This window comes from Sinorhizobium mexicanum (assembly GCF_013488225.1).
Taxonomy (GTDB): domain Bacteria; phylum Pseudomonadota; class Alphaproteobacteria; order Rhizobiales; family Rhizobiaceae; genus Sinorhizobium; species Sinorhizobium mexicanum.
Genome location: NZ_CP041238.1, coordinates 2,422,117 through 2,443,199 on the forward strand (window position 1 = coordinate 2,422,117; position 21,083 = coordinate 2,443,199).

Consider the following 21,083-nt stretch of genomic DNA (forward strand, 5'->3'; position numbering starts at 1 on the left):
AGACGCGGGACGCAGACGCGCCTTTTGGACATGGCATTCAAGGCGTGTCCGCGCCGCGATTGACGCTGAAGCGGCTTTAATCCTACGGCAAAACGCGGCGCACATGGCTCACTGGCCTGTGCGACGGCCGCGCTATTTGAAGACGACGGAGCCGTTGAGGATCTCGATTGTTTCGTCGCCCTGGAGGCCGATACGGTCGCCGCTCGGGGCGGTGACGAAGCAGCCGCTCGGGCAAATCATTTCCGTCGCCCCGGAACCGATCGCAACGTCCATCCGGCTCTCGCCCTCGACGACCACCAGCACAGCGGTGTCGCCGTCCTTGTTCGTCACGGACGCAGCAAACGCCGCTCCCGTCATAAGAATGCCGGAAAGCACCGCAATCAGGATTGTCTTCATCGCCCGCCGGCGCTGAGCGCCGCCCCTATACTGCCGGCCACCGCGTCGTGTCGCGACCTCCGGCCCCCTCTTCAGCCCGCGCCAGCCTAAACTGGAGCGAGACGAATTGCATGCTTTTTATCCCCGGTCGGCTGAATGCCTGCTGAACACCGGATCGGCGCGCGGAACGCATGCCGGCGGAGCGCCGGCCGAACCGACCCGCACCGCCAGTCACCTCGCATTAAACCATTGATTTATCGAAGACTTTTCGATTTCCGTTCCGGCCTGCGTGACTGGTAACCCGAACGGATTAGGAGACACCATGCCCTGTCGCATGGTACATAGGTAAGAAATTGCGAGCGGGGCTAAAGAATAAATGCCTCAAATATTTCAATAAATTCCCGCTCTAGCGAGTGATCACGCAGAAAGGCTACGATTTTTTCAATCGAAAGTCGCCGTGATCCAGGAGGGGTGCCATGTCCTATTTGCGTGGCGCTGCAATCGTTGCACTCGGCTTCATTTTTTACAGTCCGGTGTCAATGGCCGCTGAAGCGATCGGCGAGGCGGTTCGGATCCGGACTGAAGTCAGAGGTGCGGGCGGTCCGCTGGCGGCCAAAGACCCGGTCTACCGGGACGAACGGATTCTGACCTCAAAGTCCGGGCTGGGACAATTTGTGTTCCGCGACGGCACCAAACTGGCCGTCGGCTGGGGCTCGTCCGTCGTCATCGACAAATTCGTCTTCGACGACTCCAACAACTTGCAGAAGCTCAGCCTCAGGGCGACGAAAGGCACGTTCCGCTGGGTCAGCGGAAAGTCGAAGAGCACTGCCTACGAGATCCTGACGCCGGCCGGAACGATCGGCGTTCGCGGCACCGCGTTCGACTTCTATGTCGGCGGAGACGGAACCACGGCGCTCGTTCTCCTCAACGGCGAGGCCAGTTTCTGCGGCCCTGGCGGCTGCAAACAACTGACAAGGCATTGCGACTGCGTGATCGCCGATCGCAACGGCAACGTTACTGACACGGCCCGCGTAAACCGCCGCATCCTGGATACCCTCGGAAACAAGGGGGCGTTGCCGTTCCTTTCCGGCAACCAGCACCTTTCCGGCGGACTGGGCTGGGTCGGCGGTGGTTGCAGCATTCGTGCCGCGCTCCCAATTCCACCAACACAGCCCGAGCGGATCAGGCCCGAGAAAAAGCAGGCGCAGCCGCAGAAGCCCCCGACAAAACCGGACAAGCCGCCTCCGAAGCCTGACAAGCCCGAAAAGCCGCCGCGCCCGGATAAACCGGAAAAACCGCCCCGTCCGGATAAACCGGAGAAGCCGCCGCGGCCAGAGAAGCCGGAAAAGCCTCGCGAACCGGAGAAGCCGCGTCAGGAGCAGAACGGACCGCGAGAGGGCAGCCGCAACAACGGTTAGCAATTCCACAGCGCGTTCGGCTATCCTGTCTTGCCGTGATCAACGAAGTGATCGGCCCGGCGGGAAATCCGGCGGTAGAAGTCCGTCAATCCGTCCAGCTTCGCCGCCTTGAGCTTCGCCGCGCTCAGGATCTTGCGGTTCGGCACGCGGGACCGCAGGGCCTCGATAAGTTTCAGGTGAAGGCATCTGAGTTCGGCGAACTCGGTGGAAGCTCCGAGTTTTTCATCACCGACGACGGCGAAGAGCTTTGTCCGAGTGCTCTTTCCCTTGAGCGCCAGCATCCCCGCCTCGAGCAGAGCATGACCCGGCAGCGCCTGAGCGGTCTCCTCGGACACCAGAATGTCGAAGTGAACATCCTTGCAGGAGGATTCTATCCGAGCCGCGATGTTGACCGTATCGCCGACGGCCGAGTAGTTGAAGTGGGCCTCGGCGCCCATGTTGCCGACACAGGCGATGCCGGTGTGAATGCCGACGCCGATCGCGATGTTTTGCTCCTTTCCGAAGCCGAAGGCGTCGTCGGCATTGAGGCGGAGAAGCGTCTCGCGCATGCCGAGCGCGGCGCGAACGGCCTTGCCCGCGTGGTCGGCGACGTCGACTGGGGCGTTCCAGAAGGCCATGATCGAGTCCCCGATGAACTTGTCGAGCGTGCCTTCGTTGGCGATGACGTGGCGGCTCAGCGCATCGAGCAGCGTGTTCAGGAAGCCGACAACGGCAGTCGGCGCCATCTGTTCGCTGATCTCGGTGAAATTCCGGACGTCGACGAACATCACCGTCAGCTCGCGGTCGTCGCCGCCGAGGCGCAGCGCATCGCGCGTGTGCTCGATACGGTAGAGCAGCGACGGTGAAAGATACTGGCCGAAGGCCCTCCGGACCGCCCGGCGCTCACGGTCGGTCACTAGGAAGCGGAACGCCGTGGCGGCAAAATGCGTGATCGATGCGCTGACGATCGGGGCCAGCGGATCGAAGAGCAGCCCACCATAGAGGAAGGCGAGCCAGGAGGCGATGAGGGCAAGCGCAGTGATGGCCAGGCCGCAGGCGAGCGCGACCGCCGGGCTGACGAAGGTGGTGAGCACCACCAGCAGAGTGCCCGCGATTGCAATGGACAGGATTTCAAGGCCATCAGCCCAGTCGGGACGCGAGAGAAAATGGCCGGACAGGATCTGCTCAACCGTCTGCGCGTGCAGCGAGACGCCCGGAACGTTCTGCCCGAGGGCGGTCGTGCGAATGTCCTGCAATCCCGCCGCCGACGTGCCGACAAACACGATGCTGCCCTCGATCGCCGCCCTCACCTCCGGCGGCGCCCCTCCGGGGGCGAGCACGTGCCTTGCGGAGACGTAGCGTTCTGCGTGATCCGGGCTGACATAGAGCCAGAGTTCGCCGGCCGCGGTCACGGGAACGATGAAGTCGCCGATCTTGGCGTCCGTCAATGTATCCGCCACGTCCGGGGCGGCGGCGAGCACATAGGTGGAGGCCCCCTGCGCGACGCGCAGCGCTTCGAGCGCAAGGTTCGGATAGAACTGTTCGCCGTCGCTTAGGAAAAGCGGAACGGCGCGCACGACCGTCGACGTCGCGCCGGGATTGAGGCTGATATGGCCAAGACCGGCGGCATTGGCCTCGAGCTGCGGCCTGAGCGGCGTCGCCGCCTCGAGACGTGGAGGTGCGCCGAACGGGCTTTCACCGGTAAAGGCGAAGCCGGCCTTCACCGGCGGGCGATAGTTCCCTTCGTTGGAAATGCCGAAGCCCAGCACGACGGGTCTGTCCGCGATCGCCCGGGCGAAGATCTCGTCATTGTCGGGCAGTTGGCGAAGCAGCGACGGGTCGATCCCGCCAACGTCGCGCACGACGTTGCGCGGTGACAGGCGATCCGGCTCGGCAAAGAGAATGTCGAATGCGATGGCCGACGCCCCCATCTCCGACAGCCGGTCGACCAGCGCGGCGATGCGGTCTCTCGGCCACGGCCACTGACCAAGCTCCCGGAGCGAGGCCTCGTCAATGTCGACGATCCGTACCGGCATGTTCTCGAAAGTGCGCGGCTTGATACGCTGATACTCGTCGAATGTGAGATTTCGGGCGAGCCGCAGCAACGGCGGATCGCTTGCCCGCAGCATTGTCAGAGCCGCTACAATCGACAAGCCGATAATGACGCCCACCTGCTGCGCACGTGTCATGCAGCAACCGCCCCCCTACAGCGCCGCGCGCCTTATCGGACGCACAAAGGACGCTGCAGCACCTTGAACTGCTGCATGTTTGTATCCTCAAATCGGTTAGGATTTCAGGAAAACATGCAGTAGCGCGCGCAAGCTTACTGCATAATCCGGCAAATCGGAATCGGATAAATTATGCGGCAATTCAAGGCGTTACGGCGCCTCATGCCCGTTCAGCGTTTCTCGCCAAGATAGCTGAAGAGAGTCTGTTTCCATTTTTCGCTGCGGATCGCGTCAAGTACCGCCACATCGGTCGCCTTGCGGTAGCGGCTGCCGATCGGCATGGCGATGCCGTAGCTCTGCGGTTCGAATGTCACGTCAAGGACCCCGACCGCATTCGAAAACTTCTGTGCAACGAGCCACGCGAGCAACGGCTTGTCGTAGACAAAGGCGTCGATCGAGCCCGACCCCAGCATGTTCGACCCATCCTCGACACGGTCGAAGTCGCGGTGCTCGATACGGTCCCGGTCGAGCAATCCAATCGTTGCCGATCCCGCCAATGCGCCGACGCGCACGCCGGGCAGATCATCGACATTGTTCACGACGCCGCGGATCTGTCGCGTCGTGAGCGCCGAGGTGACACTGGCGGTGAACACCGCGATGGTGATGATCGAGACGACCATCCAGATAATGGCGAGCGCGCGTCCTGCCAGGGTTCTCGGGCCGCGGTGACCGGTACTGGCCTGCGTCATCACCTCGGCGGACCACCAGATGCTGGCGCCGAGCCCCTTGGCGGCACTGCCTCCGAATTCCTCGTTGTGGCGGCGTTCGAACAACCAGATCAGAGCCCCGACCAGAAACGAGATGCCGATGAGCGCACCGGCTGCCTGAAGGAAACCGAGCGAGGTCATCGCGCGGATGATTTCGCGCCATATCGAAACGCGGGTCAGCGAGACCGCGATGCCGAGCCCCGTGTGGTAGAAGGGCTGCGAGAAATCCACGCTGCGCTCGCGCTCGGGCGTGATGGTTATCGCCGCGACAGACAGGTCATAATCGCCCCGTGCCGTCGCCTCGACGAGGCTCTGCACCGATGGTTCTTCGACCAGCCGGAACTTGAGGCCGCGATCCTGAGCGATCTGCCGCCAAAGTTCGATGGAAATGCCCGTCCAGTTGCCGTCCGGTTGCTTCATCGAGAACGGCGGCGCCTCCTTGGTGCCGACGACAAGCTCGCGATCCGGGAAATCCGTCGCCATGTCTTTGGCGGGTGCCTGAGGACTGGTCTGGGCCGCTACCGCAACCGCGATGATCGTCACCGCCCCGAAAACGAGCGCCGGCAGAAGACGAGGGAAGCGCCTGCCCGCGAGTTGCCGCTTTCTGAAGGTGTGCATGGTCACCCTCACTTCCTTCCCATCCGACCGATCCTTACCTGCCCCAAGCGCCGATGCGGGACAGGACTGGTTATCTCCTTCCCTGCGGGTAGATCGTCTCGCCGCGCTTGAGCATTTCGACAAAGGCATCGATCTTCTTCTTCCGCCCGGCTTCCGTCTTCATGTTGTGGGTGCGGAAGGCGAGCGCGAAGCGGTTCTGCTCGCTGAGCTTGGCGAGCATCTCCCTGGCCTTGGGCTCGGCGTCGATGGCGGCCTGCAGATCGTCCGGGATCTTCATGTCCTTGCCGCTCGCATAGGCGCGCTCCCAGCGCCCGTCGGCCTTCGCCGCCTCGACCTGCTTCACCCCATGCTCAGTCATCCGGCCTTCCTCGATCAGCCGGGCGACATTGTCGACGTTGATCTGGCTCCAGGTGCTCTTCCTGCCGCGCGGCGTGTAACGCTGCAGGAAGCTCCTGTCGTCGAGCCCCTTGCGCAGGCCATCGATCCAGCCCCAGCACAGGACGACGTCGATCGCTTCCTTGGGCGTGATCGACTTGAGTCCCGAACCGGCCTTGTGGATCTTGATCCACACCTCGTCCGCCGTGTCGTGATGGCTGCCCAGCCAGCGGTAGAAGCTCTCGGCGTCCTCGAACTCGCGAATCTTTTCCGGATCGACCGTTACCGGTGCCATCAGCTGACCTGCCTTTTCGCTACTGCCATGTTGCGTGCCACCGTCGCCAAATTCCGGGCGCCACCATCATCACGCAGCGGGCGCGGAAGTGCAACGTGAGGAGGCAGCGGCAAGTGCAGGCGCTTGGCGCGGAAGGCTTCTCCAGCCTAAGATCATAGGAAGGCGGGGAGAAAATTGATGGACGATCTGCAAATCCGCACGATCAGCGACTGGCTGGTCGCACAGGGCCTGCTCGGCCTCGACGAGACCGGACTTCTTGAAGGTTTTTGCGAGCGCTGCCGTGAGCAAGGCCTCGATCTTGTCCAGGCAGCACTCTTTCTCGATACGCTTCACCCCGTGCTCGAGTCGCGCGGCTTCGTCTGGAATGCCGAAGAAACGGACGCGACGAGGCAGCGGGAGTTTTCGCGCTACGAGTCGGAGCGCAATTCCCGTCTGTGGAGCGCCAGCCCCTTCAACCACATGCTGGAGGATGCGCTCTCAGAAATCCATCTGCCGCTCGACTACACCGGAGAGGCCCGCTTCACGATCCTGGACGACCTTCGTCTCGAGGGGCACACCGACTATTTCGCGCTGATCCATCGCCTGAGCGGCAAGGATGCGTTCGGCGAGATGGACAGCCTCTATTCGCGTTGGTCGACGAAGGCGCCGGGCGGCTTTTCTAGCGACGACCTCCATGCGCTGCGCAGCCTCGTGCCGGCGCTGGCGCTTTCCATCAAGGCCGTTTCGCTGAAGTGGACCGCCCAATCGCTGGTCGAGGTCTATCTCGGCCGCGACGCCGGCCATCGCGTGCTGGAAGGCCGGATCGCCAGGGGCAAGGTCGAGAGCATCCACACGGTGCTGTGGTATTCGGACATCGCAAATTACACGGCTCTTTCCGAGCAGGTCCACAGCAGCGACCTCATCCCCATGCTGAACGATTATGCGGAGGCGGTGATCTCGTCGGTTCACGCAGCCGGAGGCGACGTGCTGAAGCTCGTCGGCGACGGGACGCTCGCGATCTTCACCAGTGCAGACCGATGCCAAGCGGCACTTGCCGCGCTCAAGGCTGAGGCCGAGCTTCAGGAGAGGATCGCCACGCTCAACGCGACACGTCTCGAGCAGGAGACGGCGATCACCTCGGTCTATCTCGCGCTCCACGTCGGTGAAGTCTTCTACGGCAACGTCGGAAGCGACGAACGGCTGGATTTCACCGTCATAGGCCCGGCCGTCAACGAGGTCTGCCGGATCGCGTCGACTTGCCGTGTTGCCAATCGGTCCGTGCTCGTCTCCTCAGCCTTCGTCGATCTTCTTCCGCCGGCGGAAAGAGCGGGGTTCGAGACGCTCGGCTCCTTCCACCTGAAGGGTGTCCGCGAACCGCGGGAATTGTTTGCGCGCCCGTAGAGCAAGCGCCGCGCGTCTATGAGACGCCACAGTACACGACGGCAGCGTAGTGGGTTTGGCGGATGCTTTTTTCGCCCTCATCCCTGTGCTTGTCACAGGGATGAGGGCAGCGCCGCGTCCGCGGCGCGGGAGAGTCTCTTCAACCCAAGGACTGCATGTTTCCTTAAATCGCAGCCGATTTAAGGATAAAAACATGCAGCAATTCAAAGTGCTACAGCGTCCTTTGCGCGTAAGGCACGCGGCGCTGTAGGGGCTTGCCGGATTCCTGTGACAGGCACAGGAATGAGGGTGGGAGGAGAAGCCTTGCAGTACCGCAACCCACAACGCGCAGTCGCTACTATCGCGACTGTGATCGGACGCATAAAGGACAACAAGACGGCGTTCGGCCGGCGCACCGGTCGAACGCGCGTCGTCTGTCATCAGGCGATCATATCCTCAATCCGGATCGGCAGCGTGCGCACGCGTATGCCGGTCGCGTGGAAGACCGCGTTGGCGATGGCGGGCGCCATGCCGACAAGCGCGATTTCGCCGAGGCCCTTGACGCCGAGCGCGTTGACGTGCGGGTCCACCTCATCTACGAAATGCGCTTGGATATCCGCGATATCGAGGTTCACGGGCACGAGATAGTCCGCCATATGCGCGTTGACCGGGCGGCCGTCGCGCTGGTCGAGCACGGTTCGCTCCATCAGCGCCATGCCGATGCCGCCGACCATGCCGCCGGTGCACTGGCTGGCAGCAAGGCGCGGATTGACGATGCGGCCTGCCCCATAGGTACCCAGCGCGCGGCGCACCCGGATGGTGCCGACATCGGGATCGACGGCCACCTCGGCAAAGACAGCACCGAAGGCATGCATGGAATATCGGCTGGCTATGTCGGGATCACGGCTGGCTGATGCATTCGCCTCGATCGGTCCGCCGGCGCTCGCCGCGATGTCGCCATAGGCCTGGCCGGACGCTGTATCGCCGCGACGGCGCAGACGCCCCTCCTCCCACATGACCCCATCGATCGACGCGCCGAAGACCGGCGAGCGCTGGTCGGCGATGGCGCGCTTTGCGGCCTCCTCCTGCGCCGCGATACAGGCGGCGCGGATCGCCGAGCCGACCGACGCCATCGTCCAGGAACCGCCATGGGAGGGAGCGGGCGGAAAATCCGAGCGGCCGAGGCTGAAGCGGACGCTCTCGATCGGCAGGCCGAGCGTCTCGGCCGCCACCTGCGTCATCGACGTATAGGTCCCCGGCCCCATGTCGCTCGCCGCCACCTCGATTTCGGCGGTGCCGTCGGGAAGGAGGCGCGCGAGCGCGCTCGACGGAGCGTGAAACGCCGGATAGCTGGCGGACGCGACACCCATGCCGATCAGCAGCCGCCCATCGCGCATCGAGCGCGGTTTCGGATCCCGTTTCGACCAGCCGAAACGTTCGGCACCGGCATCGTAGCACGTCATCAGCGACCGGCTCGAAAACGGCTTGCCTGCGGCCTCGTCGATCTCGGGCTCGTTCAGGCGGCGCAGTTCGATCGGGTCGAGCCCGAGCTTGTAGGAAAGCTCGTCCATGGCGCATTCGAGCGCGAAGACGCCACTCGCCTCACCCGGGCCGCGCATATAGGTGGGGGTGCCGGTGTCCAGCTTCACAAGGCGATAGCGGGTGCGCACATCGGGGCAGGAGTAGAGGAAACCGGAGACGGAGGTCAGCGCCTCGATGAACTCCTCGTAGCGGCTCGTCTCTCCGACCCCCTCATGGATCAGGCTCTTGAGCTTGCCGTCTTTCGCGGCCCCGAGCGCGATGCGCTGTAGCGTGCGCGGACGGTGGCCGGTGATGTAGAACATCTGCTTGCGGGTCAGCACCAGCTTGACCGGCCGCCCCACCTCACGCGCCGCGATGGCCGCGAGCGTGACATGCGGCCAGGTCCTGAGGCTCGTGCCAAAGGCGCCGCCGACGAAGGGACAGATCACCTGCACATTCTCCACCGGCAGGCCGAAGATCGCGGCGATCTCCGCCTGTTCGTTGATGACAAACTGGCTCTTGCTCCAGAGCGTCAGGCGGTCGCCGTCCCAAACCGCGATGGTCGCGTGCGGCTCCATCGGATTGTGGTTTTCCCGGGCGATGTCGTAGCTCTCGTCGACTTTCACCTCCGCGCTCTCAAGCGCGGCGTCCGCATCGCCCCGCGCGGCGTCGCCACCCCGCCTCATAGTTTCCGGAATGACGGCGCTGGCGAGCAGACCCGTCGGATCGACGACGGGCCGCTCGGCAGCGTAAGCGACCTTAAGTGCCGCGGCGGCGCGTTCGGCATGATCGAGCGTGTCGGCAACCACGATCGCCACCGGCTGACCCCAGAACCGCACCTGATCGTCCTGCAGCACATGCAGGCGCTCACCGGTGGCGGGATCGATCACTCCCTTGTGCTCGCCATAGGCAAGCCGCGGTGCATTGAGGTGGCTGATGACCGCGATTACGCCCGGCATGCCGGAGACGGCGTCCGCGCCGATCTCTGTGATGCGGCCAAGACCGGCCGTGGCGCTGACGATCACCGCATAGGCCTGGCCCTTCTGGTTGAAATCGGCCGCATAGCGCGCGCCGCCGGTTACCTTGGCGCGGCCGTCGATGCGAGGAAGCGGTTGTCCGATGACGTTCGTCATGCCATTTCTCCGACCATTTCGAGCGTACGGACGATCGTCCGCTGCAGGAGTTCGACCTTGTAGTGATTGCCGGTAGCCGGCCGTGCGCCGTCCGCCGCCAGCCGCGCAGCCGCCTCGAAGACCGGGCGGGACGGCTCCTTGCCGATCAGTTCCGCCTCCGAGGCGCGCATCCGCCACGGGCGGGTCCCGACCCCGCCGCAGGCGATCCGCACCGAGCGGATCACGCCGCCGTCCGTTTCCATGGCAACGGCGGCAGACACCAATGCGAACTCGTACGACTCGCGGTCACGCACCTTGAGGTATCGTGCGCGACGGCTGTGGGGACCGCTGGGGACGCGCACGTCCAGGATCAGTTCGCCCGCCTCGAGCGTGTGTTCGAGATGCGGCGTATCGCCAGGCAGCCGGAAGAGGTCCTCGACGGGAAAGGTGCGCTCGCCTTCCGGCCCGCGCACGCGCATCGTCGCGTCGAGCGCGATCAGCGCCACCGCAACGTCCGACGGGTGGGTGGCGATGCAATGGTCACTGACGCCGAGTATGGCGTGCCCGCCGTTGAGCCCATCGATCGCGGAGCAGCCCGAGCCCGGCTCGCGCTTGTTGCATGGCGCATCGAGCATGCGGAAATAAGGACAGCGGACGCGCTGCAAGAGGTTTCCACCGATCGAGGCGACGTTGCGCAATTGCGGCGATGCGCCTTCGATCAAGGATTCGGCGACAAGCGGCTGCAGACGCAAGGTGTCGGGATGGGCGGCGATCTCCGTCATTCGGGCAAGCGCGCCGATGACGAGATCGGAGCCTTCGACGCGAATGTCTCCGAGCGGAAGGGCGTTGATGTCGACGAGCCGTTCGGGACGCTCGACTTCCTCCCGCATGAGATCGATGAGCGTCGTACCGCCGGCGATATAGCGTGCGCCCGCGGCCGCGGCAGCGATCGCCTCCTGCTCGCTGCTGGCCTTTTCGTAACTGAATGGAAGCATGCTCAGGTCCTCCCGGCGGCATCGGCGACAGCGGCGACAATGCCCGGATAGGCCCCGCACCGACAGATATTGCCGCTCATCCAGAACCGGATTTCCTCCGGCGAATGGGCGTGGCCCTCGGCGATGCAGCCGACGCCGGACATGATCTGCCCGGAGGTGCAGAAGCCGCACTGGAGCCCGTCGTGCTCGATGAAGGCCGCCTGCAGCGGATGAAGCTCGTCGCCTTTCGCCAGCCCCTCGATCGTCGTGATCTCGGCGCCATCATGCATGATGGCGAGCGTCAGACAGGAATTGATCCGCTTGCCATCGACGAGAATGGTGCAGGCACCACAGGCGCCCTGGTTGCAGCCCTTCTTCGTGCCGGTGAGGTCAAGCGTTTCGCGAAGGACGTCGAGCAGCGACTGGCGCGGATCGAGCTCCAGTTCGCGCGAATTCCCGTTGACAGTCAGTCGTATGCGCGCTGTCGTCACGCTCGTGCCCTCCTGGTTTGTAGGTGCGGTGGTCGATGACGCGGCCTGCGCCGCGCCGGATGGAATGACTGCCAGCGTCGCCGCTCCTGCTGCCATTTGTAGAACGTCGCGTCGGGAAAATGCGCAATCAGCAGTCTCTGCTCCGGCCGATAATCGCGCTTCCCCCCTTTCGGGTTTGTCAAGTTCGGACATGGTAACGCAGACTCCTTGCTGGGGAACGACGTGTTCGCTCTTTGAGGCGATTAATCGATTTACGGGAATGCAGGCGCCAAGCTTATGCAGGCATGCTGAGCGCGCCAGCGCCCGTATTGCTGCGTTTTGTACGAAAGTGCTATGTTTTTGCGGGGCGCCCAGAACAAGAACAGCATCGGACCTCGAGCGGAAATTCCTCATGGAGTTCGCGGATGGCCGGCGGAGCTTATGGCGAGCGGTTGGGCGAGGCTGTCGGGGCCGAGGCGTCGCCGAGCATTCTTGTGCAGCGACTGCAAAGGACAGACTTCGCCGCCACTCGCGTCAGCTGGGGGAAGAGAGAAAGCGGGCGCCTGGGCCGTATCGAAAGGGAAGACGGCTATCTTGTCTGTCTGCAACTGCTCGATCTTGAGCCCCACCCCTACTGGGTCGAGGGTCGCCCGGTCACGATTGCGCCGATCCGAGGCGGACAGTTCACGCTTCTGGACCTGAATTGCGAGCACTCCTCCGTCCTCGCCGACCCTATCGACTGCCTGGCGATGTATATTTCGCGCCAGTCGCTTGACAGGATCGCCGAGGAACGCGGCGTTTCGCGGACGAGCACGATCGGCATTGCGCCGGGCGCTCCCCTCGACGACCTCGTCGTTCGGAGTCTCGGAACCAGCCTGCTGCCGGCACTTGAGGCACCCGAGCAGGCCAGTCAGCTTTTCCTCGACCATGTCGGCATGGCTCTGCTCGGCCATCTGGGCAGCGCCTACGGCGATATGCCGGGCGGGCGTAGGCCAAAGCGCGGTGGCCTCGCGCCCTGGCAGGAGCGACGCGCCAAGGAGATCCTCATGGCGCATCTCGACGGCGACATCGCGCTCGAGGAACTCGCCCATGAATGCGGTCTCTCACGCAGCCATTTTGCCCGCGCTTTCAAGGAAACGACCGGCGCCCCGCCGCATCGCTGGCTGCTGGCACGTCGTATCGAGCGCGCCCAGGACCTGCTCTTGAACTCGAACCTGTCTATCACGGAGATCGCCAGCAGCTGCGGCTTCGCCGACCAGAGCCACTTCACCCGGGTCTTCGCCAAAATGGTCGAGACGGGCCCGGGCGAATGGCGGCGATGCCGGCGGTGGTAGCAGGCAGGGGCCGGTTACCACGCAGCCTTCTCAGGCGACCGTTGCACGGCGCCGTAGACATGCACCCTGCTCAGTTCGCGGCGAAGCAGTAGAAAAGGCCGTCGCCGCCCGTGCTCTTGAACGCCTCCACGGTGCAGCCGCCGCGCGTCTTGTGCGAGGAATTCCAGGACTTTGCCGGCGCGGACTCGTCGAGGCCCGTGCGGTCGCTGTGGCCGACCATTGCCGCCCCTTCGGCTGCGCCCATAGTCCAGTTGCCGCAAGTGTCGGCCGCGGCCGTGCCGTCCGGGTTCGAGCCGGTCAGCATGTCGTGACGGTTCGGCGTATCGCCGCGACCGTTGATGACCTCGCCCTTCTCGTTGAGTGCCGTCTGCTTGGTCAGGTTATTCTTCTCGCTATGGAGCGACGCGACATCGTCGGCGATCTTCTCGCCCTTGGCATTGTACCACGGACCGTTTCCGATGCGGTCCTTGGCGTTTTCCGCGTCGGTCGAAAGATAGGCCTTCCAGGTCTTGCCGGTCGAACCGGCGGCCGTCGCGAGCTGCGCGCAATAGGCATCCGCCCCGGCAAGGCCGCCGAGATCGCCGCCCTTGCCGGGATTGGCGCTGGTGACGAAGAAGCTCATGCTCGTGTCCTGCGCATGGACGGACACGACTGAACAGGCCAAGGCGGCCGCGACAAGTGCAACTGCGCGTTTCATGGTCTCCTCCCTGATGTGGGCTTCAAACCCGCGATCAAGAGCGTATGGCGGCAAAGACGGGAGTAAAATCAAAACCTTGTGATAGGCACCACAAGAAATTGGCGACAGGCGGCGGGCGAACCGGCGCGGCGGAGGCGGCGCCCGCGGTTCAAATTACTTTCATGCGCTTGTGGAATAAGACACGGCACAAGTGCATCATGCCGCGGCCCTGCAGCGCCGCGCGTCTCAGCGGATGCGCAAAGCACGCTGTAGTACTTCGAGTTGCCGCATTTTCTATCCTTGGATCGGGTACGATTGAAGGGAACATGCAATTGGGAGAGCGCCGGAGAGGTGACATGAACAAGTCGACGACAGAAACCGAACGCCCGGACTGGCTTGAGGCCGAACTGGCCGATACGATCGATGAGGACTACGAGCTCGAGCTCTCCGAGCCGGCCCTTTCCGAAGAGATCCGCAAGATCTACCGCAAGGCACATCCAGCCTCGATACCGCGCCTCGAGTATTTCCGCACGCTGCTCAGGCTGCAGGCGGAACTGATCAAACTGCAGGACTGGGTCTCCTATCACAAGGAGAAGGTCGTCGTGATCTTCGAGGGGCGTGACTCCGCCGGCAAGGGCGGCGTGATCAAGCGTATCACCCAGCGTCTCAACCCGCGCATCGTGAAGGTCGTGGCGCTGCCGGCCCCTTCCGATCGCGAAAAGACGCAATGGTATTTCCAGCGCTACGTACCCCACCTGCCGGCGGGCGGCGAGATCGTGCTCTTCGACCGGTCCTGGTACAACCGTTCCGGCGTCGAACGCGTCATGGGTTTCGCCACCGAGGACCAGGTCGAACAATTCTTCCACGACGTGCCGGAGTTCGAGCGCATGCTCGTGCGCTCCGGCATTCGGCTCGTCAAATATTGGTTCTCGATCACTGACGAGGAACAGCAGATGCGGTTCCTGGTGCGCATCCACGACCCGCTGAAGCAGTGGAAGCTCTCGCCTATGGACCTGCAGTCGCGGGTGCGATGGGAAGCCTACACCAAGGCCAAGGAAGAGACCTTCGCCCGCACCAACATCCCGGAAGCGCCGTGGTACATCGTCGAGGGCAACGACAAGAAACGCGCTCGGCTCAACTGCATCGACCACCTGCTCCACCAAGTCCCCTACGAGGACGTGCCGCACGAGGACATCACCCTGCCCGAGCGTGTGTTCAATCCCGATTACGAACGCAAGGTGCTGCCGCCGGAGCTCTACGTTCCGTCAAAATATTGACAGGCTGCGACCCCGCGCGTCTTTGGACGCGCAGGGCGCTGAAGCACCTATGAAGGTGTGCCCGCGGGCACGCCTGTCGGGGGTGCCGGCGTGTTTTCTTACTGCTGTGCCGGTGCAGAATTTGGCTGCGCCGGGGCGGAGGTCTGGATCTTTTCCTGAACCTTCTTGGCCAAGGCCGGGTCGTTCTGCGCGGCCGTCAGAATCGACGTATATTCCTCGACGGATATCCCGTTTGAAGCTTCAACGGCCTGGACCATCTGCTGGCTGGCTTCGTTCTTCAGCTTCTCCTTGGCGGCCTGATCCGGGGTCGCTTCGATCTTGGCCGAATATTCCTGCCGGACCTTGTCGACTTGCAGATAGGCAACGGCAAAGGCCTCGATCTTCTGATCGCTTACGGCCGCACCGCCGCTATCAGGCTGGCCTTGCATCGGCTGCGTCTGTTGCGGCTGCGTCTGTTGCGCTTGAGCCACTTCCAACGCGAACGCCGGGCTGTAGGTCATCATGCCGAAGACCGCAGCGGTCAACGTTGCAACGGCTTTATAACGAGTGATCATGTTCATTCCTCTGTAAAGTGCATGACTTGATCGGCAGCAGTACCGCCTGACAGCGCCGCGCGTCTTCCCAGACGCATAAAGGTCGCTGCAACACTTGAATCGCTGCATGGCCTTGTCCTCAAAGTCGGATACGACTTCAGGACCCATGCAGCCGTCGCTCGTTCCTCGCGTCAACGCGATGACGAGCTGGTCAGGATGAACCGGTTAAGAGTGCTCGATGGGGCGGTACCGGGGCGATTTGCTGACCATTGAGCGGCAGCTTTGTGGTGATCGACGCATGCGGCGCACAAGCACAGCGTGCACATCCGCAATACACACCTCCGGCCACAGAGCTGAGGACCTATTGGTGACCCTGCCCCGGCCGTGCGCGCCGTTCCAGTGGTTCGCAACCGTCGGCCGCTCCTCACCCACCGCGGGATCCGCGCTTGGCGATGCTGCGCGGCGCGGTTTCCGGCGCCTCTTCTGCTTCGGCGGGAGGCTCTGGCTCTGCCCCAAGCGAGGGCTCCGCCTCGGCCGGCGCCTCCTCTTCCGGCGTCGTATCCTCGATCTTCAGCGGGAATGGCGAGCCGATGCCCTCGTCGCGGAAGCGCTCGTAGATCGTGATGCGGATATCGTTGCGCACATTGCCCGCCGTCAGCACGTCGGCAACATAGATGCGCAGTTCGAAAGTCATGCGCTCGTCCCCGAAGGCGGTGAAGCCGACCGAGGGCGCCGGGTTCTTCAGCACCATCGGATGGGCGGCGGCGATGTCCTGCAGGAGCTCGATCACCCGGCGCGGATCGCTGGCATACGTGACGGTGACGGTGATTTCCGAACGGCCGAGCTTGTTGCGGTGCGTCCAGTTGCCGACCGAGGCGTTGATGAGCAGCGAATTCGGCATCATGATCGACTGGTGCTGGAAGGTCTCGATCTCGGTCGCGCGGACCGAGATGCGCCGGACGAAGCCTTCGGTCGTGCCGCTGACGATCCAGTCGCCCACCTTGAATGGCCGTTCGACGAGCAGGATCAGGCCCGAGACGAAGTTCGAGACGATGTTCTGCAAGCCAAAACCGACGCCGAGGGAGAGAGCACCGGCGACGAGCGCAAGGCTCGAGAGGTCGATGCCCGCCGCCGACAGCCCGATGAGCCCGGCAAGTCCGACGCCGACATAGCCGATGCCGGTGCGGATCGAGTTGCGCACGCCCGCATCGACGCGGCTGCGCGCCATCACATTGCCGTCGATCCAGCGCTGCACCCAGCGCGTGACGACAAAGCCGAGCGCGAAGAACAGGAGGCCGGCAAGCAGGCCTACGAGCGAGATGGTAATCGTACCAATCCTGATCTCGGTCAGTACGCGATAGGTCCACGACTCGATGTCGGCGATCTTGAAGCCCCATTGCATGAGGATCAGCGGCACGAAGAACAACAGCACCAGCGCATAAATGCCGAGGCCCGAGGCAAGCCCGATCTGGTCGAGCCCCACCTGCTCCAACTGGAAGCGCCGTTCGAGATAGCGCCCTGCCCTGGTTTCTGCGAAGGCGCCCTGCTTGGAGACCGACCTGCCGGTGAGAATGCCGATATACATCGTCACCAGGATCGCGCCGGTGACGATGATCTGGGTGGCGATGAAGCGGGCAAGGCCGACGTATCCGCCGAGCGCGATGGCGACAAGGAGCGCCCCCATGAGGAGAAGCGAAATCCAGACGATGCGCGGCCAGGACCGGCCCGGCGCACCGAAGGGCTCATCCGGCCGCAACATCGGCCGGATCCAGGCCATCGACATCAGGATCAGGCCGATGATGATCGAGGCCACGAAGCTCTTGGCGACGGTCAGGATGACCGGCGACCCGAGGGACTCGCTGATGCTTCCGGCGAGGTAATCGAGGACGTTGACCACCGCCATCGCGCAGATCGAAATGAACAGCATACGGGCGCCGCGATCGGAAACGCGCACGAGACGCCAATTCGATTGGCTGGGAGACAGGACGGCCTGAGCCAGGCTGGTGATGAAGAGCAGCACGACGACGACCGCCAGCGTGATCGCCAGGATCGGCGCAATATCCGGCCGCAACACATTGAAGCTATTGAGGAAAAAGTAGCTCGACATTGCGAATGCGGTTGCCGATACTGTCGGGATTACCGTGGACCAGAAGGCGACCGAAAGCTTCCTGAAATAGTTCGGCTCCTCCTCGTCGCCATTGTGCCGGAGGAAGGGCGCGAAGAGACGGCGACTACCGGCAAGAAAGATCAACGCCGCACAGAGCGAGAGAAAAATCGCGATGAGGAGCGGCACGCGCTTGTAGTTCCAGGCAAAGGTCAGCCAACTGCCGACGCTGCGCGACAACGCCTGGGTCTCGCCGATCGTCGTCGTCACCGCCACGGCGAGTGTCTCTGCCGAGATTTCCGTGTGCTTCAGCAGCGTGTTGGAGAAGAGCGCCCGCCTTGTCGCCGTGATGCCGTTCGCGAGCTTGCGCGCCTCGACCGAAAGGTTCTCCGCCGTTCCCGTGAACGCATTTATCGCCCCGCGCTCCGCGAGCAAGTGCTGCCTCTCCTCGGTGACGATCGCTTGCTCCGGTGGCGCACCCGCGCCGGGCGGATCGCCGAGCTCGGTGAGCCTCGCCTTGATTTCATCGAGCCGCGGGCGGGTCGCGACCGACGCAGCGATGATCTGCTGCGAAAGCTCGTCCACCTGCACCTTGAGTTCGGCAAGCAGCGCATCGTCGTCCTTGGCGCTCTCGACACGCCCGGCGAGCCGCCTGAGATCGCCTTCAGCCTTGGCAAGCTGCTGCGTCGCCTGGTCCAGGACCGGTGACTCGACGGCCGCCTGCGCCGGCGGGGCCGGCTGCGCTGGCTGGGTCTGTTGCGGCTGCTGCGCCGGCGCCGGGGCCGGCTGTGTTGCTTGTGGCGCCGGCTGGGCTGGCTGCGCCGCCTGGGGGGCTTGCTGGGCCGGCGCCTGCTGGGCGCTCGCGGGCCCGCTGCCGGTGAGCGCCATGGCTCCGGTCAGGACAACAAGCGTAACGGCGGTCAATTTTCCAACGAAATGCAAATTCGATATCCTTCGAAGCCCCGGAATGAGGACACGGAATCACGTCGAGCACTAGATCACGATGATTTCGACTTGAATCAACCGAAAAGCCGATAACGTGGGCTGCCCGTGGCGGTTCCCTCTCCATCGCGCCGCGTGGAGATCCGCTTTTGCATGCGTAACACGGCAAAAAAATGCGTGCCGGAAGCTATCTAAGTGTTTTTTTGCTGAATCAAGCCGCGCGCCCTCGTTCGCGAAGGCGCAAACCGCTCCGCTACTGCACCCCCTGGAAGGTCGCAACGACATTGAGGCGGGCATTGCCGTCCTCGTCCTCGCTGACCGACACCAGCGCCCACCAGCCGGCGGTGAGATCGCTGCCGGTCCAGTTCAGTATTGTCGGATTGGGGCTCATCAGTCCGGCAAAGCTCTGAGGCGGGAATACCGCGCCGTTGATCTCGCCGGCCACGGCCCATGTCGTGGCGAGGCTGACCGTGACCTTGGCCTGACTTCCGGCCGGCGGCACCGGCAGCGCGATCGTCGCATTCGCGCCGTTGGCGGTAAACGACTGGCCGGTCAGCCATTGGGGCGTGACCGTCCAGGTCGCGCCGGCGAGCACGACCTTCTGCGGGATCGGTGCGCCCGGGCCGACATTCAAATGGAGCTTGCCCATCGGCGGCGGCGGGTCGGTCAGGCTGATCGAGAACGGCGCGTCGAAGTATTGGACCGGCGATTTGACCGCTCCGGCCGGGTTGGGCTGGCCGGCCTTCGGCGAGAAGGAAAAGGCCGTGCCGGTGCCGCCGACGACCTTGCCGTCAAGCAGTACCTGCGCGCCCGAGACCGCGCCGCCGGTATCGGCGTCGACCGCGGTCACGGTAACCGAGGCGGTCGTGCCGCGCTGCACGGTCGAGGGCGCGACGCTGACCTTCAGATGGCCGCGCGTCACCGGCACACCCCGTCCTTCGAGCGAGCTGGCATGGGCACAGAGTGTCTGCACGACGAAGACCACATCCTCTTCCTTGAGCGGAGGCGACCCCGCGGGAATCCAGGCATCCACAAATTGCGTGTCGACGCTGGAGCGAAGCACGCGGTTGACGAGCAGGTGCGCGCGAGCGCCGCGAAGGAAGCCTTGGGCATAGACGAACGGCGCGGCGGGCCTGATCGGCGCTCCGATCTCCGGCACCGGGATCGGAGCGGGCAAAGGATGCACCTTGTCTGCGGCGGAATCGCCGTTGGCGTTGCAGCCGGATTGTCGGATGAAGACCTTGTCGCCCTCGGTGAGCGGGAGCCAGGTCCTGAAGAATACCGTCGGCTGGTCGACGAATACCGGATCGCCGAGCGGCAGGCCGGTAACCGCCGAGCGCGCCTCGACCTGCGAGCCAAGATGAGCGCTCTGCATCACCACGACGCGGGCGCAATCGAAGAGCGGGCCAGCCAGGATCGGCACCATATAGGGCCCGCCCGCAGCAGCGAATTTTGCGGGTGTGGCCTTGCCGCTCGTCAACCCGCAACGGGTCTGCGCCGCGGTCAACAGCACTGCTTGGCCCGCGGACGTGACAGGGTTGACGCCGGGCGGCAGGTTGAACGGCTCGCTCGAGGCGCTGACGCCGGCGGTTCCGATCGCGGTTTCGATGGTGGTTCCCGGGTTGGCCGGATCGGGGGCGCGCGTGTAAACCGTGACGACCGATCCCGGCGCGAGATTTGAAAGCTTTATCTGTGCAATCTGCGGGCAGATGTCGGACTGGATCGCCGGCGTCGGCGGCGTCACCGGCGGCCCGACGGGCACCGTGGTCGTGCCACTTTCGCTGTTGAGGCGCGGAAACGCCTGCTTGACCAGCATCTTGCCCTGCCGGAACTGCAGCGCGCCCCAGGCGGCGTAAGCCTCCGCCGGATTGAACCAGGTGGTGACGATGCCCTCGTTGTCGGCGATGAGGTCGGCCGAGGGCGTGACCCCGGAGACGCCAATGCTGGTCTCGCAGGCGGTAACCGGCTGGGCGACGTTCGGCGTCGGAAGATCGACCTCTCGCCCGAGTTGCACGAGCGGAAGACTGGCGACGGAGGGGCTGGAGATGCCGGCCAGACTCTGCTCTGCGATGAGCGGCGTTCCGGCATCGAGGCTGGCGCCCGCAAGAATCGGAATCCATGCGGTCGTCTCGCTGCCGCCGCCAAGCCCGACGACCGTGCCGTTGTTGCTTATCGTAATCGACGCACCGGGCACGAGGCCACTCAGCCGCACAGCGGACATGGCGGTCGTAAGCGGCGAAACGAAGACGGGCGACGGCAGAGGGTTCGGCAGGTCGATGACCGGCACGCCCTGTGGCGAAGGCGCACTGCTGCCGTCCGTCGTCGTCTGCACGGCCGTGACCGACTGTCCGACATTCGGTCTGTCGACGATTGTTACCCAAAGCGTGCCGTTCGATCCGGCGACGGATTTTCCGATCGGGCTGCCGTCGGCCAGCAGTTCGACCGTCGCATCGGCGAGAACGCCCGTAACCCGCACCGAGGGGGAGAAGGTCGTGATCGGCCCATGCACGATGGGCGGAAGCGGCAGAACCATGAAACACTCCTGGGCGGACGGGCGCAAAGGCGCGGCTGTTCAGTTTCGAGGGACTAAACGCAACTCGCTGCAAGGAAGGTATTTCAGATTTCGGGAACTGGTTCTGGCTTAAACCAAAGCGGTTGCACTGTCAATTGGTTGCGCAATCATAGGGAGTAAAGAGGCCTCTTTACGCGTGCATCTTTCCGTAGCGTAAAGCATCAGTAAAGTCGGGCCGCTTTTTTTGGGGCCGCCACAGAATTCACCCGCATTA

The 21,083-nt window shown here is 63.9% G+C and carries 15 protein-coding genes; 4 read left to right on the top strand and 11 right to left on the bottom strand.

Going from position 1 to position 21,083, the window contains the following annotated elements; genetic code table 11:
- Nucleotides 1-132 precede the first annotated feature (132 nt).
- A complete protein-coding gene (locus tag FKV68_RS11390) occupies nucleotides 133-396 on the bottom strand; it encodes a hypothetical protein (RefSeq protein WP_180937958.1) in 264 nt (87 codons plus the stop codon).
- Nucleotides 397-851: 455 nt separating this feature from the next.
- Between FKV68_RS11390 and FKV68_RS11395 the strand changes: the two genes are divergently transcribed.
- Complete coding sequence (locus FKV68_RS11395) at nucleotides 852-1,793, top strand: FecR family protein (protein WP_180937959.1); 942 nt, start codon at nucleotides 852-854, stop codon at nucleotides 1,791-1,793.
- Between the two features lie 20 nt (nucleotides 1,794-1,813).
- Here the strand turns inward: FKV68_RS11395 and FKV68_RS11400 are convergent, their stop codons facing one another.
- From FKV68_RS11400 to FKV68_RS11410, 3 genes are all read right to left on the bottom strand, one after another.
- Nucleotides 1,814-3,961: a CHASE2 domain-containing protein gene (locus FKV68_RS11400; protein ID WP_180937960.1), complete on the bottom strand. Its 2,148-nt coding sequence runs from the start codon at nucleotides 3,959-3,961 to the stop codon at nucleotides 1,814-1,816.
- A 209-nt stretch (nucleotides 3,962-4,170) separates the two neighbouring features.
- Entirely contained in the window at nucleotides 4,171-5,325 is a 1,155-nt protein-coding gene (locus FKV68_RS11405; RefSeq protein ID WP_180937961.1) for a transporter substrate-binding domain-containing protein, read from the bottom strand.
- Between the two features lie 70 nt (nucleotides 5,326-5,395).
- On the bottom strand, nucleotides 5,396-5,995 hold the full coding sequence (locus FKV68_RS11410) for a YdeI/OmpD-associated family protein (protein ID WP_180937962.1): 600 nt from the start codon (nucleotides 5,993-5,995) through the stop codon (nucleotides 5,396-5,398).
- Between the two features lie 177 nt (nucleotides 5,996-6,172).
- On the opposite strand from FKV68_RS11410, the gene FKV68_RS11415 reads away from it, so the two are divergent.
- Nucleotides 6,173-7,375 (top strand): adenylate/guanylate cyclase domain-containing protein, encoded by a 1,203-nt coding sequence (locus FKV68_RS11415; protein WP_180937963.1) that lies wholly within the window; start codon nucleotides 6,173-6,175, stop codon nucleotides 7,373-7,375.
- A 419-nt stretch (nucleotides 7,376-7,794) separates the two neighbouring features.
- Here FKV68_RS11415 and FKV68_RS11420 read toward each other — a convergent pair whose 3' ends face one another.
- Genes FKV68_RS11420 through FKV68_RS11430 form a run of 3 tightly spaced genes read right to left on the bottom strand, consistent with a single transcriptional unit; the run spans nucleotide 7,795 to nucleotide 11,548 of the window.
- Complete coding sequence (locus FKV68_RS11420) at nucleotides 7,795-10,008, bottom strand: xanthine dehydrogenase family protein molybdopterin-binding subunit (protein ID WP_180937964.1); 2,214 nt, start codon at nucleotides 10,006-10,008, stop codon at nucleotides 7,795-7,797.
- Nucleotides 10,005-10,982, bottom strand: a complete 978-nt coding sequence (locus tag FKV68_RS11425) for an FAD binding domain-containing protein (RefSeq protein ID WP_180937965.1) — start codon at nucleotides 10,980-10,982, stop codon at nucleotides 10,005-10,007. Before FKV68_RS11425 ends, FKV68_RS11420 begins: the two co-directional genes overlap by 4 nt.
- Nucleotides 10,983-10,984: 2 nt before the next feature.
- Nucleotides 10,985-11,548, bottom strand: coding sequence for a (2Fe-2S)-binding protein (locus FKV68_RS11430; RefSeq protein ID WP_180937966.1), 564 nt, complete (start codon nucleotides 11,546-11,548; stop codon nucleotides 10,985-10,987).
- Nucleotides 11,549-11,856: 308 nt separating this feature from the next.
- Here FKV68_RS11430 and FKV68_RS11435 point away from each other — a divergent pair, with 308 nt between their 5' ends.
- Nucleotides 11,857-12,765, top strand: a complete 909-nt coding sequence (locus FKV68_RS11435; protein WP_180937967.1) for a helix-turn-helix domain-containing protein — start codon at nucleotides 11,857-11,859, stop codon at nucleotides 12,763-12,765.
- Nucleotides 12,766-12,835: 70 nt separating this feature from the next.
- Here FKV68_RS11435 and FKV68_RS11440 read toward each other — a convergent pair whose 3' ends face one another.
- The gene (locus FKV68_RS11440; protein ID WP_180937968.1) at nucleotides 12,836-13,462 is read right to left on the bottom strand and encodes a hypothetical protein; all 627 of its coding nucleotides are present in this window, start codon (nucleotides 13,460-13,462) and stop codon (nucleotides 12,836-12,838) included.
- 335 nt (nucleotides 13,463-13,797) lie between these two features.
- On the opposite strand from FKV68_RS11440, the gene ppk2 reads away from it, so the two are divergent.
- On the top strand, nucleotides 13,798-14,718 hold the full coding sequence (gene ppk2, locus FKV68_RS11445; RefSeq protein WP_180937969.1) for a polyphosphate kinase 2: 921 nt from the start codon (nucleotides 13,798-13,800) through the stop codon (nucleotides 14,716-14,718).
- 98 nt (nucleotides 14,719-14,816) lie between these two features.
- On the opposite strand, the gene FKV68_RS11450 is transcribed toward ppk2, so the two are convergent.
- From FKV68_RS11450 to FKV68_RS11460, 3 genes are all read right to left on the bottom strand, one after another.
- Nucleotides 14,817-15,272 carry a DUF4168 domain-containing protein gene (locus FKV68_RS11450; protein ID WP_180941466.1) on the bottom strand — a complete coding sequence of 152 codons (456 nt, stop codon included), beginning with the start codon at nucleotides 15,270-15,272 and terminating at the stop codon, nucleotides 14,817-14,819.
- Between the two features lie 403 nt (nucleotides 15,273-15,675).
- Nucleotides 15,676-18,297 (bottom strand): mechanosensitive ion channel family protein, encoded by a 2,622-nt coding sequence (locus FKV68_RS11455; RefSeq protein ID WP_425347579.1) that lies wholly within the window; start codon nucleotides 18,295-18,297, stop codon nucleotides 15,676-15,678.
- Nucleotides 18,298-18,550: 253 nt separating this feature from the next.
- Nucleotides 18,551-20,830: a hypothetical protein gene (locus tag FKV68_RS11460; protein ID WP_180937970.1), complete on the bottom strand. Its 2,280-nt coding sequence runs from the start codon at nucleotides 20,828-20,830 to the stop codon at nucleotides 18,551-18,553.
- Nucleotides 20,831-21,083 lie beyond the last annotated feature (253 nt).

Bases quoted from the DNA above. Each gene is read 5' to 3' on its own strand.
- FKV68_RS11440 (WP_180937968.1), bottom strand. From the start codon at position 13,462: ATGAAACGCGCAGTTGCACTTGTCGCGGCCGCCTTGGCCTGTTCAGTC.
- FKV68_RS11435 (WP_180937967.1), top strand. From the start codon at position 11,857: ATGGCCGGCGGAGCTTATGGCGAGCGGTTGGGCGAGGCTGTCGGGGCC.
- FKV68_RS11410 (WP_180937962.1), bottom strand. From the start codon at position 5,995: ATGGCACCGGTAACGGTCGATCCGGAAAAGATTCGCGAGTTCGAGGAC.
- FKV68_RS11430 (WP_180937966.1), bottom strand. From the start codon at position 11,548: ATGGCAGCAGGAGCGGCGACGCTGGCAGTCATTCCATCCGGCGCGGCG.
- FKV68_RS11450 (WP_180941466.1), bottom strand. From the start codon at position 15,272: ATGATCACTCGTTATAAAGCCGTTGCAACGTTGACCGCTGCGGTCTTC.
- FKV68_RS11425 (WP_180937965.1), bottom strand. From the start codon at position 10,982: ATGCTTCCATTCAGTTACGAAAAGGCCAGCAGCGAGCAGGAGGCGATC.
- FKV68_RS11415 (WP_180937963.1), top strand. From the start codon at position 6,173: ATGGACGATCTGCAAATCCGCACGATCAGCGACTGGCTGGTCGCACAG.
- FKV68_RS11390 (WP_180937958.1), bottom strand. From the start codon at position 396: ATGAAGACAATCCTGATTGCGGTGCTTTCCGGCATTCTTATGACGGGA.
- FKV68_RS11400 (WP_180937960.1), bottom strand. From the start codon at position 3,961: ATGACACGTGCGCAGCAGGTGGGCGTCATTATCGGCTTGTCGATTGTA.
- FKV68_RS11460 (WP_180937970.1), bottom strand. From the start codon at position 20,830: ATGGTTCTGCCGCTTCCGCCCATCGTGCATGGGCCGATCACGACCTTC.
- FKV68_RS11405 (WP_180937961.1), bottom strand. From the start codon at position 5,325: ATGCACACCTTCAGAAAGCGGCAACTCGCGGGCAGGCGCTTCCCTCGT.
- FKV68_RS11420 (WP_180937964.1), bottom strand. From the start codon at position 10,008: ATGACGAACGTCATCGGACAACCGCTTCCTCGCATCGACGGCCGCGCC.
- FKV68_RS11395 (WP_180937959.1), top strand. From the start codon at position 852: ATGTCCTATTTGCGTGGCGCTGCAATCGTTGCACTCGGCTTCATTTTT.
- ppk2 (WP_180937969.1), top strand. From the start codon at position 13,798: ATGAACAAGTCGACGACAGAAACCGAACGCCCGGACTGGCTTGAGGCC.